The organism is Microcoleus sp. B7-D4 (assembly GCF_036705125.1).
Classification (GTDB): domain Bacteria; phylum Cyanobacteriota; class Cyanobacteriia; order Cyanobacteriales; family Microcoleaceae; genus Microcoleus.
In genome coordinates, this window is the sequence record NZ_JAUBTT010000001.1 from 19,507 (window position 1) to 35,362 (window position 15,856).

The following is a 15,856-nucleotide window of genomic DNA, read 5'->3' on the forward strand; positions in this document are numbered from 1 at the left end:
TATATCTATTTACTTATTTTTTTGCATTTAAATGTTCTTAACTCGTCTTTTTTTAAAAAATATTCTTCACCTCCTTCTTGTTCTATATAATAAAAACCTTTTTCTTTTTGTTCCCATTTTACAAAAATGCCTTTAACTATTGTGTTACTGTTCAATATTGCTACAAAATTTTGGGATTTTTCTGCATCTTTTTCTGCATCTTTGTCTGATTCTGATTCTGGACTTTCAAGAAAAACAATTTGATTTGTTTTCGTTTTTTTAGAAGTATTGTTTTCTGATTTTTGTTGCTTAATAAGAGTTTCTAAATCTCCAAGCTTATTATTGTCTAATTTTTCTTGTGCCGAATCAATTTTTTCTTGAAATAATTCATCATTGATTGTCTCAGATTCCTCCCAGTTAAGCTTGGAGATAATTTTACCAACTCCTATCCGAGCTTTTGATTGTTTGTTTCGCTTGTCTAAATTTTCATTATTATCTAAATAATCTAATTGTTTGGGGTAGAAACTTTGAATTTTATCAGCAAAAACGGTTATAAACGTCATATCAAGATTTGAGATAGATATATTAACTTTTTCGTAATCCCAGATTAAAAGTCTTAAAAGATTAGAGTTTTCAGTTACTCTTTTTACTTTTTTTTCCCACTCTCGAATTTTTTCTTGAACTTCATTTTCCTTTAAACTTTTTATAATATTAAGTTCTTGTAGGCGTCGGATTTCGTGTTCTATGATTCTCAAATGATTTTGCAGCTTCTCTTCTATAAAATTTTTTAGAATTTTACAGTAAAAATTTACAAAAATATCTAATTCTTTTTCAATTAGATTGCTAATATTCAGGGGAACCCATTTACCCAATAAAGTTTCTATACTAAAAGATCGCAAAAAACCATCAGGAATAGGTTTTGGGTAATCTTCAAAAAAAGATTTTATATTGATTGGATCGTCCGAAAGAATACCACTTTGTTTTACGCTCCAATTGTTATATTCTGTACGATCTGCCAATTTTTTGCGTCTTTGGATTTCTGTTTCAGAAAGTGTTAAACGAAACATTAAATCTGTTTGATGGGATTGATCCCATTGGTGATAAAATACTCCTAAAGATAATAGTTTACTAGCAAACAGCAGTTCTTTATCTTCTGATAAATTTGTAATGCCGTGATTTGTTTTCGCTTCTCTAAAAATTTTGATGAATTCTTCTAAAAAGTAGGGAGAATCTTTAGCGGTAGTAATTTGCCCGATTTCAAGATTTCTAGAGAAGCCAGACTGAGTAAAATTGCCTGAAGTAATTATCGCGAATCCTTGATGAATATCATTAATTTTTTCTTCGCTAATAAGTGCGTAAGATTTAGCATGAAATAAAGTGGAGGCTTTAATTGGAGTCAAGGAAATCTTGTCTTTTGGTAAGCCCGTTCGCTCGCATATATCTTTCACAAACATATCGATATCTATAAAATTTCTAATCCATTCTTCACGATCGATAAGTATATGAACGCCTGATAAATTTTTCAATGTTTGACGTAGAAATGTTGTCACATTTTTGGCTATATCGGGCTTAAAATAACAAGTCATAGCGTAAAATATCCATTTATCGTCTGGATAATCTTTAGATATTTTTTCAATTAACTCCTTTAAAGTCATTGATAATGAGGTGTTCTTAGATTGGTTAAAGAAAAAAAGGCTCATGGGCACTCTCCAAATATTTAAGTTGTGTGCAATAAAGAATGAGGTCGCTCAGGTAAATATTTTTACAAATCGCTCAGGGATAGTTGGACTCACTTGACAAGCATTCTGACTAGCGGATCGCCCACCCGCCTTGGCAGCTCGAATATACAAAGCAGCATTATATCTTTACCAAATCTTTGATAATTAGAGCACAAAATCGCTTAAAAGGAAGAAAAGTGTTTTTCAGATTAGGGTGGTTATCTAAGCATTTTACTTCGCTCTTAGCTCGATATTGAGTCGCACTTACTGTCATAATTCTTTACCTTTAAGAGTCCTGTGATTCTAGCAAATTGAAAAAGTCTAGTTGTATCCCAGATTCGCCGATCGCACTTACTGGTTCTGTTTCGGTTGCTATAGGTTTATCCCCTAGCAGTCGCTTCAGGTTCTGGGCGTGACGATCGCACTCTTGCCACGATTCCTCGACTGTACCTTCTAATTGCCAAGGTAAAAAGCGATCGCCCAATCTGGCGGCGACGGGTTGCGGTTCCTTGGCGCGGTTATCATGTCCTAAGTCATAATCGGCTAACCTCAAGGTTTCGGGTAGCATCCACCCCTCGCCGTCATTGAGGTTGAGGAAAGTTTCCAGTCCAAGGCGTTTGAGTTCGTGGAAGGCGACAAGGGATAAAACGGGGTGGCGCAGTTCCGGGTCTTTTTCTTTGTCCACGCGCCAAAAACCTTTCGGTTCGAGGGTGCGGGCAAATTTTTTATCGCAGACTTGGGCAGTAGGATAGTCGCAGCCTCGCAATATCCAGGCAAAGTCATCGATTTCTAATCCGTAGAGTTCGGCAACGGTGGCATCAAGGATGCAGCGCAGGCGCAGGCGTTCGTAGGGGGTAATTGCCCAAAGTTGATACCAGTTTTGCTGAGTTGAAAGAATTGCTCGTAATTTTCGCCAATCAGTAGCAAAAAATTGATGGGGAATGGCTACACTGCTAATGAATCTGAGTATTATCTCCTTGATTTTCGCTACTTTATCTTTTTTAGGCAAAAAAGCTTCAGCCATCACAAATTGATTCATATTTAATCCCCCCAACCGTAAGCGGATAGGATAATCAAACATGAAGCTACTTAAAATGCTAGAAAGTATTTGGCAGTCAATGCTAGAAGGAATAACGGTTTGATAAAACGATATACTATTACCTGCGGGAACCAAATTGAGATAGGTTGAGATAGTTGTGCGCGTGTTGGTTGAGGCGCTGATACTCATAAAAGCAATTTTTGGATGAAGATAGCCATTAGGAGAGGAATAAAAAGTTTCTTTGCCCATCAAAAACTGAGGTTCAATAACTTTTTTCTCCCAAGGGATATCTCGCCATACAGCAGTTCTACCTTTACCCCTTACCCAACCTTTCAAACTAAAATCAAAGTGATTAATCATCCGCCCTTCATACAAAGGCAGCGCTACATCTTCAACCTCATCAATATGAAGTGCGCTACTGTCATCAGCAGATAAAATCAGCCCTTCTGGACGTTGCAAAATAGAACGCGCCGCCTCATAAGGTTGCCAATTTCCCTTTAACCAGTGACCGTACTCGTCAGGACGATAACCCTTTGCTTCCCACTGGGGGCGAGGCGGGAATAACTTCGAGTCATTGGTCATGTGAAACTCTGTGGCGTACTGAATGCCCCAACCTTGCGGGCTGTCATCCCCCAGTAAAACGCTGTTGGCATACATTTTCTCTAAAATGGCCAAGTCTCGATCTGTTCGGACTTCTAGTAACGCCCCCGTTTTCGGGCTAAACTTCGCTATTTGCTTTGCCGGTACGGATAGGTAGCGCTTAGAATCCAGAATATCCGTTTCTAGCTCGTGTGCTTCCGGGGAATCTCCTGGCCCCAGACGAAAACGAGTTAAAATCGCAGAGGTACTGCCTCCTTTGATAACAGTAAAAACAACCATCTTGTTGCGGTGGTCGATATCACTGAAGACGAATCGCTCATTCTGGAAAGCATAAAGATGCGTCCACTGGCATCGGTTCAAAAACAGAGCCCGCAAACTTCCCGTACCCTTGTCGCTGTATATCCCAGAGGGAATAATTAAGCTGAAGCGTCCGCCATCCCGCAGTAAAGCATAGCCGAGTTCCGAGAACATTTTATAAGTATTAATATCCGCTGAGCCTTGATGCTGGAACGGGTGGCGCGGTTCGGCATAACCCTGACGTTTCCGGCGCTCCCTGCGCCAGACTTCGTGCAAATTTTGATTTTCCTCCTTGGACCTAGACAAACTGAATTTTTCGCCCCCGTCTGCTTCATCCCCAAAGGGAAAGGCAGCGTATTTATTCCAATTTGACAGCGCTTTCAAGCGATCGCAATACGCCAACCAATCGCGCTCAACCGCTGCGTCATTTTTAAAATACTCCAGTTGCTTGTTTAACGCTTCCTGCTTCCCATAGGTGCGATAAAGCGGGTCAACATTAGAGAAAAACTCCATTGAATTTGGTTTTTGAATTTCCCAAGGCGGATTGCCAATAATCCCATCAAATCCCGCATTAGCACTGGCGAATACGTCAGGAAACTCTAACTCCCAGTGGAAAAACTGATATTTCTGGGCTAGCTGCTCAATAATTGCCGCCGTTTCCGGTGGGGGATTGAAAAAGCGCGCAGGTGTTGGGGCAATCTCAATCTCTTCTCCAGGCCAAAACCACACTGCACACCAACTATCAAAGGCAAACTTCAATAACTGAATCGCTTCACTTTCGCGAAATTGCTTTTGATAACGATTTTCTTTTTGCTCTTCCGAGGAATAGTCAATAGGCAACCCGTGCAAATCCTGAAAAATTTGCTGCGCTTCATCGTGAATTTCTGTCGGTTGAGCAGGCAATTTAAAATTACTATACGGCAAACGCGGTTTTCCGGGCATTAGTGACTCTAATAACGTTTTCAACTCTTTTTTGACCACGCTATTTTTAATGTCTTTAATTGCCTGATTCCACTTATCTCCCTTTTGGCGGAATTCTCCTTGTTTTTTTCCCTGGGTGACCACAAACTCGCGAAAATGGTAAATAAATTTCTCGTGATTTTCGTCTCCCCCTTTCCGTTCCCACGCCATTGCCGGATAATCCTGAAAGCGGTCAAACCAGCAACCCACTAGCGAGTTCCCACACTTGAGTTTGTGGTCGAGAAAGCTAAACGGCAGCGTCCTGTCCATCGTTTCCACCCACAGGGACAGACGCGCCAACTCTACCGCCAAGGGGTCAATATCCACCCCATAAATGCACCGCTCCACAATATACCGCTTGAGTCGCGCTTTCAACCGTTCCTCAAAATCATCGGCATCCGGCAAAACCGGCAGCGTCTCTTCCAGCAGCGAGTTTGTCCCCTCTCCATCTGCCAAACGGCACAAACTTTTATCCCCGTGCGCTTCAATGCGGTTGTGATAGTGCAAACTTTCATACAGGGCATCAGTCAAAAACCTGAGCGCCGCTACGGGAAACGACCCCGAACCCATCGCCGGATCGCAGACTTTCAGCGCTAAAATTTCTTCTGGCAACTTGGGCAACTCCCCCTGATAGGCCAGCGGTTGCAGCGTGCGCCGCGTGGTAGGAATTGCCAATTGAGGGCGAGTGTAGAATGTCCCGGAACCCTTGCGCGTCCCTCCCCACCGCACCAGAAACCACTCACCCGGCAACACGATTCGCGCAATCAGGCGATCGCCTGCTTTGCTGACTTCCTGCTGATACCGTGTCAAAGCTTCCGCTTTTTTACCTCTGGGTTTAGCCACCAGCTTACCCGCTTCCACCGCCCGCATCGCCCACTGATGGGTACGTTCTCTCAACTGCTGAACTTTATCGAGATCTGCTTCCAGTTCCTCGATGTCAGCTTCTAAGGCAGCGTCCTCTTCTATCTCTTCCTCAGCTTCCTCTTCAACTTCCTCAGTCTCCTCTTCCTCCGCTTCGGAATCTTCCCCCGCCGCCAGTTTTGACTTTTTCTTCAGCTTCTCTACCAAATTCGATAAAGCTGCATTATCCATCCCTTCCAGACGCGCTAGAGGGAGAACGGGTTCGTCGCCCAAATTGAGGAATATCATCGGGTCATCTTCACCAGCGCGACGCAACTCGAAGTCCAGCAGCCCCTCGTATAGAATGCCGATATACTCCGAGGACAGATCGGAAAAATCCACCGGCGCTTCCACCCAAGTAGTGCTGCGCCCCTGACGCACTTTCACCTTGCTGCGGCACAGCAATTCTAAAATGCGATAAATCACTGCATCCGAAGGCGCGTTTTCCGGGTGCTCGAATGCCGAGAGCGATCGCAATATCGCGTCTTTCGCGTCCGGGTTGCCTGGTGTGAAGAGCCCTCCCCCATATCGCGGCACCGGCAGCGCTTCGTGAGAACACCCCTGATAAACCAACTGGAACAACGCCAGCAACCGGGGCCAAGCGCTGAAGCCATTTCGCAACCGTTCCGTTGCCCGTCCCCCAGCGAGGCGATCAAGTTGTTCGCGCAATCCTTGAATGCCGTAGGAACCATGATAAATCGGGTTGTTTCGAGGCAGCAAGTCCCGCGCCTCCGCAAACAGAATCACCACGCAGCGCATGATAATGCGGGTGGCAGCTATATAAATATCGCGATTCCCGACTCCCAACTCGCGACTGCCGAGCCCCGACTCCCGAATCAACAGCTCAACTGCCAATCTAACCCGTTCTCCCAGAACGCCAGACAGTTCGGCTTGACCTTGACGAGAAGCGGCGATCGCGGCAATCAGCCGACTGGGGGCCTCTACTTTTTCCGGGTGCAGCGAACTGTGTCCCAACAACAAGCGCAGCGCCGCTACCTGCAACCCCGGCTGCCCCTCTTCAAACCACAGGTCAATATCCCACTCGCACCAAGCATCGTAATCCGTCCCGGCGTGAATTAACCGCCACTGGCGGCCATTCGTTAATAAAGCTATTTTTTGATTGGCTTTTCGCAACCATTCGATCGCGCGGGAAACGGCACGCCGTCCTTTGCCAATTCCCAACCGCGCCACCACTCTGCTTTCTGCATCTGCCACAAAAACAGGCAGAATTCCCCCCTGCGGATCTAACCAGACGCGACGCGGTTTAATCGATTCTTTAGTAATCGCTTGTTGCGTCCAGCTTCTATCGACCGCACTGCCTTTAATCCACCAGTCTTTCGATAGTTGCAGCAGGTCTTCTAAAACAGTATCAAGCAAAGAGGCGATCGCCCCTTCGTCGCCGCTGCGAACTCGATTCACGTCTCGCCGCAACCGATCTTCAACGTGACGCGGCAAGGGCGAAATCTCGTCAGGAAAGAACTCTGCCAGCTTCGACGGCGCAACCAACAGCCCCCCGTGTTTTAAAGAAGCCCACCAGGAATAACGGTCTACAGTTTGTAGGGAATTTGCCATCATTTTGCCACCTCCGGCAGGCGAATTTCAACTGTAACGGGGAAAACTCGGGCAGTGCCTCGCAAAGTATAGCGTTTGGGCAAAATTCCTTCCATCACGCGGGTTTGCTCTATTTTCAGAAAATCCAGCAATTCCTGATAGTGGCTGCGTCGCCTTTTCAGTTCATCTTCTAAGTCGCGCAGGCGTTCTTCTTTCGAGCGAGTATCTTCAGGGAATAAAGACAATTGCTGCATATCTTCCAATAGTTTATCCCGCTCTTTCTCGATTTTCTGTAGCGACGTCTCTTTCATCGCCCGTTCCACTTCAGACAAGCGAGACTTAAACCGTTCCTTTTCTTCCTTGAGGGCAGTTTCCTTGTTTACCTTTAGTTGAGCTTGCAGGCGTTCAGTTAACTCCTTCTCCAGTTGCCTAGAAATGTCCCTCACGTCAAAGGAAATCTCGTCCCACAAATCGCGCGATCGCTGAATATCCGCTTCGCTGACTGGACGAGATCGGGGGCGATCGTCCGAGGCGGGAACGTGTGCCAGCGGTTCGCCCAACTCTCCATTTTTCACGAGAAATCGCACCGTTCGCACCCAATGGTGGAAAGGTTCCCGCAGTTCACTGACTGCCAATTCTTCCACAGTTAGCAGCAGCAAAGCATCTGCCCCCGCTGGAATTTTCCCATAACGCACCGTCCACCGACTCGCCACTTGATTTTCAACGCTGCCGGGAAATCTCGCCCGCGCAAACATCGCCAGTGCTTGGTGAAAGAGGGGGTGTCCCAAGTGCAACAATACCGTATCTTTGGCAGGGCGAAATACGGGGCGACCGCTGCGATTTTGGATAAAATGTTGCGGGTCAAAAACGAGGGCTGGCAGCGCGCCTCGCTGACCGCTATCCGTTTCCACCCGCAAATAATCGTCAATCAAAGGTTCCCATTTTGGGGGAATCGGAATTCGCAATCGCAGTTTTCCTTGTTCGTCTGGCCCTTCAAACCTTGGCAATCCAATCCCCAATCCCAAAGCAATTTCTAAGGTACTTTTGAGCGTTTCTGAGGTGAGGTCAATTTCTCGTTCAAATTCTTTGAGAGCGATAGCGCAGTCGCGCTCATTTTCTACAGGAGACTGTCGCGGAATCTGGACGCGATCGCGCCGTTTTGCTACCGCTTCATCCAATCCTCGGATGATGGAATGAGTGTCTTCTAAATCGACAAATCGGCGCTGAAATGCAGCATCGAACACTTCCCCCATCGAGCCTAATTCTTCTCGAATAGTATTGACTTTACTAACAACGTGTGCTAAAAATTTCAAGTCAGCATCATCTTCACTGGTAAAGTGAAAAACAATTACATCCCGCGCCTGACCGTGCCGATCTAAACGTCCATTTCTCTGGTCGAGACGGGCCGGGTTCCAAGGAATATCGTAATGCAAAATAAGATGGGCCGTTTCTTGTAAGTTCAACCCTTCTGATGCCGCATCAGTCGCGACCAAAACGCGAACGGGGTCGTCAGGGTCATTAAAGGCTTGCTTAATCTCCTCCCGGTCTTTGTCCGGCAAACCACCATACAAGACGCGAATGGCTTGGGGGTCTTTTTTGAAAGTTTCCTTGAGGCGGCGTTCCAGATAGTCTAGCGTGGTTTTATATTCAGTAAAAATAACCAGGCGATCGCTCTTAACCCACTCGCTGCCGTTGCGAAGATACTGCTTGATAACTTTCAGTAGGCGTTCCCACCGCTCATCTTCTGAGGGAGTTGGGAGTTGGGAGTCGGGAGTCGGGGGAACTAAATTTAATTGTTCCAAAGCCCTGTCAACCTTGGCAATTTCTTCACTCAGGTGAGGAACTAGAGGTTTTAGCCAAGCCCCTGTAGTTTTAGCGGCGTGTTGCAAGCGACCTTCCGTTTCGCGATCATCATCCAAATCTTCCAAAGTCGCTCGTTTTGCAGCTTGAACTTCTGCCAGTTCTGCTAATTCGTCTCGCTCGATTCCTTCTTTAAAGCGATACCAAGAGTTCGCCAAGGTATAAGGGCAAGACAGCAGGCGTTTGTTCAGCACCTCCACGGCAAACGACCCGGCTAACTGGTCGGTTTTTTTGGCACTGGCAATTGCCGACTTGACAGCCGCGCGAAATTCCCCAAAAGCGGCGGAGAGTCGTTTTTCTTTGGCTCCAAAATAGAGGGGAATCGGTTCGGGGATGCGATCGCCAAACCGAGGCGCGCGGCCGGCTTGCTCGTCGAGCTGGTTGAGTTCTCGCTTGAGCCGGCGCACGACCACTTCTGAAATTCGCTGTTTGAGTGCGTCTGTAAACTCGCTGGTTTGCGTAAATCTGACGGGATCGAGCTGTTCGAGCAATCCAGAAAAACAGCGGGTGTGACCGTTGTGGGGCGTTGCCGTCAGAAATAACTTGTGTTCAAACCAAGGCGAAATAGAGCGCAACATTTTTGACAAGTCGCTGTCTTCGCCAAAGTTTGACGGCATCAAATTGTGGGCTTCATCCACAATCAATAAATCCCAGGGCAGTTGCGCTGAGCTATTTGGCTGGCTGCAAGCGGCTCGGAATTGCTCTAAGACATCGGGTTGGCGCAGGTAATGGTAAGAGGTGACGATACGGGGATAAGTCCGCCAGGGGTTGGCATCGAGTCCGAGGCGCTTTTGCAGGGCGTGAGTTTCGGCGCGATCGATGACGTCAAAGGTGAGGGAAAATTTGGCTTTCATCTCCTGCTGCCACTGCTTGCGGAGGGCAGCGGGACAGAGAATCAGCACGCGCCGAATTCGCCGGCGCAGCAGGAGTTCCGTCAGGATTAACCCCGCCTCAATGGTTTTGCCCAACCCAACGTCATCGGCGAGTAACAGGGAAATTCGGGGCATCCGCAAAGCTTTGAGCAGGGGGACTAACTGAAAGTCTTCCACCTGTACGGCTCCAAAAAAAGGCGAAGCGATGGGGGAGTGGGGCAGTGGAGCGGAGCGATCGGGGTTCAGGAAAGGAGAGAGTGCCGTCCAGCGAGTGGCCCGTTGTAGGGCATCAAAGTCGGCTTCAGGCATGGGGGGATCAGTCGCGACTTGAGGGAGGGCGGTTGGTTCTAGGAGGGTGGCATTGGGTTCCCGTTCCCAGATGAGGGTATCTTCTGGGATACCATCCGAATCAGTGTATTCTAAGCGAACGAGGTGTAGTCGGCCTTCCAGAGTACCATCGAATGACTCAACTGAGGCGACCAAAGCGCGACGGTTGCGGACTGTGGCAAGCATCCCCACTCGTGGGGGAGTGGTTGAATTTGTATTGGTTCTGTGACTGGGTGTCATCGGGACCTCGTTGCTTTCTCTCTATTCAACAGTAACTCGAAGCAGTAGGCGTGCGCTCCCTTGTTCATGGGAGCTATGAGCGATCATCTACCGAGCGAAACAACTTCGTAGTGACCTCTGCTTTTTGCAGTTCGATACATCTAGTAGTCGAATAATTTCCTCAGTGAATTATTCAACCAGACATCTAGATGTTTAGATGATTAAATCACAGGTGATGTCGCCCCCAACAGTATCACACCATTTGAGCGAATGAGGGACATAGGCACACTATTGCAGCGGGGCAACTGCTTAATTTTTGGGAAGCTCCACCTCCTCCAATCCTCTGCAACCGAGCGCTACTTTGTTATCGTTAATTAACCGAGGCAACCCGCTCTATAACTGGCAAGATACAGGAAAACTTCAAACATTCAAACATTCAAGCATCTAGACATTTAGATGATTAAGGGTTAAAGTTGAGTTAATCAACGTATCGATAAACCTATGATCGTGACAATCGCCTCATTCAAGGGCGGAGTCGGCAAGACAACTACAGCGCTGCACTTAGCAGCTTATCTGCAAACCAAAGCGCCCACGCTTTTGGTAGACGGCGACCTTAACCGCAGTGCTTTGGATTGGGCTGCGCGGGGTTCCCTCCCGTTCAAAGTGGTGGATGAAAAGCAAGGAGTTCGCTTTGCCAGAGATTACGAGCACATCGTAATAGACACGCCTGCCCGACCAGACCCCGATGAACTCAAAACTGTAGCTGAAGGTTGTGACTTGTTGATTTTGCCGAGTTCTCCCGATGCAATGGCCCTCACCGCGATGGTGCAAATGGTGGAAGCTCTGCATTCCCTAAAATCGAATTACCGCATTTTGCTCACCCTCATCCCACCTGCTCCTAGCAAAGTCGGGATGGAGTCTCGCAGAACGATCGAGAAAGCTCAGTTGCCGATATTCAAAGCTGAGGTCAGGCGGCTAGCAGTATTTCAAAAAGCAGCGCTCGCCGGGGTTCCCGTAAGTGCTGTCAAAGATGCCTACGCCAAAGCTGCTTGGGGTTGTTATGCCGCTGTCGGCAAGGAGATACTCCCATGAGCCGCTTTGATGATTTACTGAAGGCGAAAAAACTCCAACCCGGTGAACCAGATATCGCCCCTGCACCCGCTCCGGCGTTACCCAAAAGCAAAGACCCAAACTTTGTCAGGGCTACTGTTTACCTGCCCAAACAACTGCACCGCGACCTCAAATCTGCTGCCGCACAGTCAGGCGAAGAAATCAGCGAGCTGGTTGAAAAGTCCGTCGCTCAATACCTCCAGCAACTCAATGCCAACAAAAACATTTAAATGTTCAAACATTTAAATGTTTGAACATTTAAATGTTACGAGTTTCTTCTCTTATTTGCAGCAGTTACCTTTTCCGTCAATCGCTGCATTCCTTGAGTTCGTGTACTGTTGGGTGCATATGTTGGTAAGCTGGCACTGGACTCGTAAGGGAGCGGTGCAGCATGAAGAAAATATGGCAGTTGGGGGCCATCGCTCTGATTTTGGGGATGATGGCTGGCTGCAATCTGACATCACCCCCGCCATCTTCACTGCCGCGAGTTTCTCCTAAACCAATAGTGCAGAAACCCATAACGCAGCCACAGATCACTTCGGCAACCAACAACCGCAACTTGCTGCTGGGCAATCCCAGCAATGCAGCTCCCAGTGTTGCCAACATTGACAATTACCTGATGGTGAAACCGCAGTACGTGATGAGCTACAACAGCAAAACTCACACCGCTAACTGGGTTTCGTGGCAACTGAATCGCTCTTGGATTGGAGCAGCCGATCGCCAAGACAATTTCCGTCCCGATGATGCCCTGCCGGATGCTTGGTACAAAGTCCGCCCCAACGATTACACCGGAAGCGGTTACGACAGGGGACATATTGCCCCCAGTGCCGATCGCACCCGCAACGAAGCCGATAACAGCGCTACTTTTTTGATGACCAATATGATGCCTCAAGTGCCAGAACTCAACCGAGGTTTGTGGGGTGATTTGGAAGAGTATTGTCGAGAATTGGTGCAGCAAGGGAAGGAACTTTACATCGTAGCGGGGCCCGTGGGAAGGAAAGGCAGCATTGGCAGAAAGGAGAAGATTGCAGTACCCGCAAAGAATTGGAAAGTTATCGTGGTGCTGGATAGACAAGGATTGGGGATGCAGGGAATTGACGCAAACACCAGGACGATCACCGTGATGATGCCCAACGATGCCAGCGTCAAAGGCCAAGGATGGAAAAGCTTTCGAGTTTCCGTGGCAAGAGTTGAGCGGGAGACGGGGCTGAATTTCTTGTCTAATGTGCCGCCACAGGTTCAGCAAGTCATTGAGAGCAAAGTGGACAGCCAATAAGGATTGCTCGATAAACGAATGCTTATTAAATTTTTTAGCGGTCAAAGTGTCTCAGCTAAGCACTCCCCAATTACGCTGTAGAAACCAGGGCGATTGCTTTACATCCCATGTAATAAATTCGATAGGGTCAAAAGACTCTTCGGTAGATTGCATCTGAATAATCTGCTCTGGAAGTAAGCTAAGTACATGGTTTCGCGTGTCGCTTTCATAATCCCAAAAATGGTAGCGATCTAAATTGTCTTTAGTGCGACGGCTTGGTCCAAAGTCCATCGGAGCGCACCTTCTAATTAGCTGTCCTCTATCCTGTTTGCTGAAAAATGTAAGTTTTAGCTTTTTCTTAGAGTGAATTGCTGTAACAAATGTTTGATTATCTGAGTGCATAATTGTTTGGCTACTTATGTTGTAAGGGGAAAGCGTAAGCTTTCTCAAGTATCGTCTAGTTTTTTTTAATTGCCCAATTTAATACAGATTTAGAAAATCGCGAACTCAACAGGTAGGTGTAAGAAATACATCTGAGGTGAGCTATCTTTTAAGGCAATTCTTAGCGATAATTGCACCATTCAATCAATCCGCGACGCAAAAAGAAATGGCTCTGGCACTCCTTTTTTCGCCAGACTGAAGGGTGAAGTGTAATAGTACCGTCATTATGTTCTTTCAAATGCCACATAGGCCGACCTTCTGGCATCAAACTCATGTGCAGCGTTGCAGAACAACCACAAGGGCAAAGCATGGCCGCATACCAAAGATAATTCCCTTCCCCCGCTACATAGACGCAGTTTGGGTGCAAACGGTCGGGCAATTCCTGAACCATAATGGTTCTTTTTGGAATCGGTTGCCCGAACAGCCGCCGCTTGAGCGTTCGCAAAAAGTACCAGAACCGCTTCATACTCCAACCTCTACTTCGCTCAATTCGGGATTGTCGAGCAGCGGCATAATGTTACCCCTCCCCACGTTCTTAACCAAACTGGGGCAAGGTTCTTGCTCTCGGTCTGAGCAAAGTCGAGCTTGGCTGAAGCTGATCGTATAAGACGCATACTCAGAATTCGGCTCATCTCTGTAAGGATGCAATCGCGCCAGCAATTCCAGTACCGCCAACGATGCACAGTTCATATTGACGCTGATGACGGCAGGACGGTTATCGTCTGGCAGCCCGACGATGTAATTTAACTTTTTCTGCTGTTCGTACTGCAATGGATTTGTCCTTTTCATACCAGCAGCCCGCACTTGCTCTAGAGAGAACATTCCCCGACCCCAAAGACTCGATCTTCCCGGCTGGAGATATTGCACGCCCCCGCAAATCTGCTCAATTCCCCCTTTACCATCGGCAACGAGCTTCACGCCTACATCGAAGTAGGGAAGCACGTAAAATGTAGCCAAACGGTTTAACAGCCACCGACCGTCGATGCTGTCCATGCAGCCAAAGACAACATCGCAGTCGGCGATCGCCTTGACAACTTTTGGATTGAAAAGGCTTTCTGGGAAAGTTATGACTTCAGTCCCTAGCCCCATGCGTTCGATGTTGCGCCGGGCTACATCAACCTTAAGGGCAAGGCATTGTGCATCTCGCATCGTTGCACCCGCAATGCGGTTGAGGTTTTTTTCCTCAACTCGGTCAGGGTCAACGAGTACCAAGGCACCAACTCCATATCGTCCGAGTTGTTCGATTACCCACGAGCCGGTACCAGAACATCCAACAACCGCAATTTTTAATCTTCTGAGCTGTGCAAAAGTAGCTTCACCAAAAGCTTGTGCAGTTCGACGCGCAAATTCCGGCACCTGTTCGGAGCTGTCTGCGGCATACCAAAATGACAGATCATCACCAACAACTTTAACGGCGAACAAAGGTTCAAATTCCCCAGAAGGGCTAACGGTTCGACCAACGATACGTCCTGATGGCAGCATGATGGCACTGGCGTGAGGACAGTCGTCTTCCATCCAGCCGTATATGGACGGGAAAAGCTGGCGGTCAGCCTCGTCATCAATGTCAGAATGGTGAGGAAAATTCTCAGGGTGTCCGTGAATTTTGACAATTCCCATGTCACGCTTGGCAGCTTCGCAAAGAAGCGGTATCAGGATATCAGTTGACCAGCTAACCCTGTCAGGAGTACGAAGGGAACAGTATTCGTAAGGGACTGGCACAATTTTGTGGATTAACAAGCGATGGGTGCCATTTCCAGCAACACGACCGCAAAGCGCGATAGCAACTGCTTCTTGACCGTCACCAGGGAACAAATGCGCTTTTAGTTGCTCCATTTGGGCCGCAGTCAAACTTAGAGATGTTTTCATGATTTAGCTCTTAGTTAGTTCTTTTTTCAGCCACTCCTCAACAAGTGCTAAGTGCGTCCCGATACAATCAATCCCCGGACGCCAAGGGTTGGCTGGTGTCCGATGTCGAGACCATCCCTGCCACTGCTTACCATCAAAATTGTCAGTAATATGCACCTTGTTGATAGGTCGCCCATCGTTACGAGCCACGGGAGGGTAAAAGTACGCCATGTCTATTTGTGCATCTGGATACCCCGATTGAATGTGAATATTGAGATCGACAACACAATGGTTGTATCCAGGTGGGACGGGGAAACTGTGAATGACAACTCTCTGAACTTGGTTGTCATTCACAGTTTCCCAAGAAAATCCGCAAGCATTTAGGTACTCCTCATCGTCAGATGGGAGGCGAAATTGTCGGCGCATCTGTTTAACCCTCCGTTTGATCGAGGGGTAAGGTCATAAAGCGTTCAACGCCTGGTGCTGTAAAGTCGGCTTTTTCATCTAAACCAATTTTGACCGTTTTGCCACCGCAGAGCTTTTGGTCAATTCGATATTGCTCTGGCGGGTTTTTCCCGGCTAGTTCCAACAGTTCGCGACCTGTCAGGGCTGGGCGGGTGACAACATACTTTTGCTTGTCAATTCGGATGCGGTAAGCATGGCATTGGGGCGGAAGCTCCTTGCCAGCTTTGGCATATTCTTCAACGTCGATAATTTCGTCAGAAAAATCTTGTTTGTCGCTGACGCTTTTTTCCATAAAACCTCCTGAGTGCTGTTTTAAGTCTTGAACCGTGTCATTAATGGCACAGTATCTAGGCTAGCACAGTCAGACAGCAATTGTGTTAATTCTGACACTGTGCTACTGATGCAACAAGGTTGGGGT

The 15,856-nt window shown here is 47.5% G+C and carries 10 protein-coding genes; 3 read left to right on the top strand and 7 right to left on the bottom strand.

Features of this window, described 5'->3' with window-relative positions; genetic code table 11:
- Positions 1-5: 5 nt before the first annotated feature.
- The 3 genes from QUB12_RS00050 to drmD all read right to left on the bottom strand — a co-directional run bounded on the left by QUB12_RS00050 (position 6) and on the right by drmD (position 10,343).
- Entirely contained in the window at positions 6-1,679 is a 1,674-nt protein-coding gene (locus tag QUB12_RS00050) for a hypothetical protein (RefSeq protein WP_333304776.1), read from the bottom strand.
- Positions 1,680-1,983: 304 nt separating this feature from the next.
- A complete protein-coding gene (locus tag QUB12_RS00055) occupies positions 1,984-7,068 on the bottom strand; it encodes an Eco57I restriction-modification methylase domain-containing protein (RefSeq protein WP_333304778.1) in 5,085 nt (1,694 codons plus the stop codon).
- Positions 7,065-10,343 carry a DISARM system SNF2-like helicase DrmD gene (gene drmD / locus QUB12_RS00060; protein ID WP_333304780.1) on the bottom strand — a complete coding sequence of 1,093 codons (3,279 nt, stop codon included), beginning with the start codon at positions 10,341-10,343 and terminating at the stop codon, positions 7,065-7,067. The genes QUB12_RS00055 and drmD overlap by 4 nt, the downstream gene beginning before the upstream one ends.
- A gap of 480 nt (positions 10,344-10,823) precedes the next feature.
- Here drmD and QUB12_RS00065 point away from each other — a divergent pair, with 480 nt between their 5' ends.
- The 3 genes from QUB12_RS00065 to QUB12_RS00075 all read left to right on the top strand — a co-directional run bounded on the left by QUB12_RS00065 (position 10,824) and on the right by QUB12_RS00075 (position 12,708).
- A complete protein-coding gene (locus QUB12_RS00065; RefSeq protein WP_333304782.1) occupies positions 10,824-11,414 on the top strand; it encodes a ParA family protein in 591 nt (196 codons plus the stop codon).
- On the top strand, positions 11,411-11,662 hold the full coding sequence (locus QUB12_RS00070; protein ID WP_333304784.1) for a CopG family transcriptional regulator: 252 nt from the start codon (positions 11,411-11,413) through the stop codon (positions 11,660-11,662). Before QUB12_RS00065 ends, QUB12_RS00070 begins: the two co-directional genes overlap by 4 nt.
- 161 nt (positions 11,663-11,823) lie before the next feature.
- On the top strand, positions 11,824-12,708 hold the full coding sequence (locus tag QUB12_RS00075) for a DNA/RNA non-specific endonuclease (RefSeq protein WP_333304786.1): 885 nt from the start codon (positions 11,824-11,826) through the stop codon (positions 12,706-12,708).
- Positions 12,709-13,249: 541 nt separating this feature from the next.
- Here the strand turns inward: QUB12_RS00075 and QUB12_RS00080 are convergent.
- The 4 genes from QUB12_RS00080 to QUB12_RS00095 are packed head-to-tail and all read right to left on the bottom strand — an operon-like array spanning position 13,250 to position 15,730.
- Positions 13,250-13,594 (bottom strand): DUF6527 family protein, encoded by a 345-nt coding sequence (locus QUB12_RS00080; RefSeq protein ID WP_333304788.1) that lies wholly within the window; start codon positions 13,592-13,594, stop codon positions 13,250-13,252.
- Positions 13,591-14,994 carry a ThiF family adenylyltransferase gene (locus QUB12_RS00085; protein WP_333304790.1) on the bottom strand — a complete coding sequence of 468 codons (1,404 nt, stop codon included), beginning with the start codon at positions 14,992-14,994 and terminating at the stop codon, positions 13,591-13,593. Before QUB12_RS00085 ends, QUB12_RS00080 begins: the two co-directional genes overlap by 4 nt.
- A 3-nt stretch (positions 14,995-14,997) precedes the next feature.
- Entirely contained in the window at positions 14,998-15,399 is a 402-nt protein-coding gene (locus QUB12_RS00090) for an E2/UBC family protein (protein ID WP_333304792.1), read from the bottom strand.
- A gap of 4 nt (positions 15,400-15,403) precedes the next feature.
- Positions 15,404-15,730, bottom strand: coding sequence for a multiubiquitin domain-containing protein (locus QUB12_RS00095; protein WP_333257711.1), 327 nt, complete (start codon positions 15,728-15,730; stop codon positions 15,404-15,406).
- Between the last annotated feature and the right edge of the window lie 126 nt (positions 15,731-15,856).

What these genes read in the sequence shown, in the direction of transcription:
- QUB12_RS00050 (WP_333304776.1), bottom strand. Translation starts at nt 1,679, where the DNA reads ATGAGCCTTTTTTTCTTTAACCAATCTAAGAACACCTCATTATCAATG.
- QUB12_RS00055 (WP_333304778.1), bottom strand. Translation starts at nt 7,068, where the DNA reads ATGATGGCAAATTCCCTACAAACTGTAGACCGTTATTCCTGGTGGGCT.
- drmD (WP_333304780.1), bottom strand. Translation starts at nt 10,343, where the DNA reads ATGACACCCAGTCACAGAACCAATACAAATTCAACCACTCCCCCACGA.
- QUB12_RS00065 (WP_333304782.1), top strand. Translation starts at nt 10,824, where the DNA reads ATGATCGTGACAATCGCCTCATTCAAGGGCGGAGTCGGCAAGACAACT.
- QUB12_RS00070 (WP_333304784.1), top strand. Translation starts at nt 11,411, where the DNA reads ATGAGCCGCTTTGATGATTTACTGAAGGCGAAAAAACTCCAACCCGGT.
- QUB12_RS00075 (WP_333304786.1), top strand. Translation starts at nt 11,824, where the DNA reads ATGAAGAAAATATGGCAGTTGGGGGCCATCGCTCTGATTTTGGGGATG.
- QUB12_RS00080 (WP_333304788.1), bottom strand. Translation starts at nt 13,594, where the DNA reads ATGAAGCGGTTCTGGTACTTTTTGCGAACGCTCAAGCGGCGGCTGTTC.
- QUB12_RS00085 (WP_333304790.1), bottom strand. Translation starts at nt 14,994, where the DNA reads ATGAAAACATCTCTAAGTTTGACTGCGGCCCAAATGGAGCAACTAAAA.
- QUB12_RS00090 (WP_333304792.1), bottom strand. Translation starts at nt 15,399, where the DNA reads ATGCGCCGACAATTTCGCCTCCCATCTGACGATGAGGAGTACCTAAAT.
- QUB12_RS00095 (WP_333257711.1), bottom strand. Translation starts at nt 15,730, where the DNA reads ATGGAAAAAAGCGTCAGCGACAAACAAGATTTTTCTGACGAAATTATC.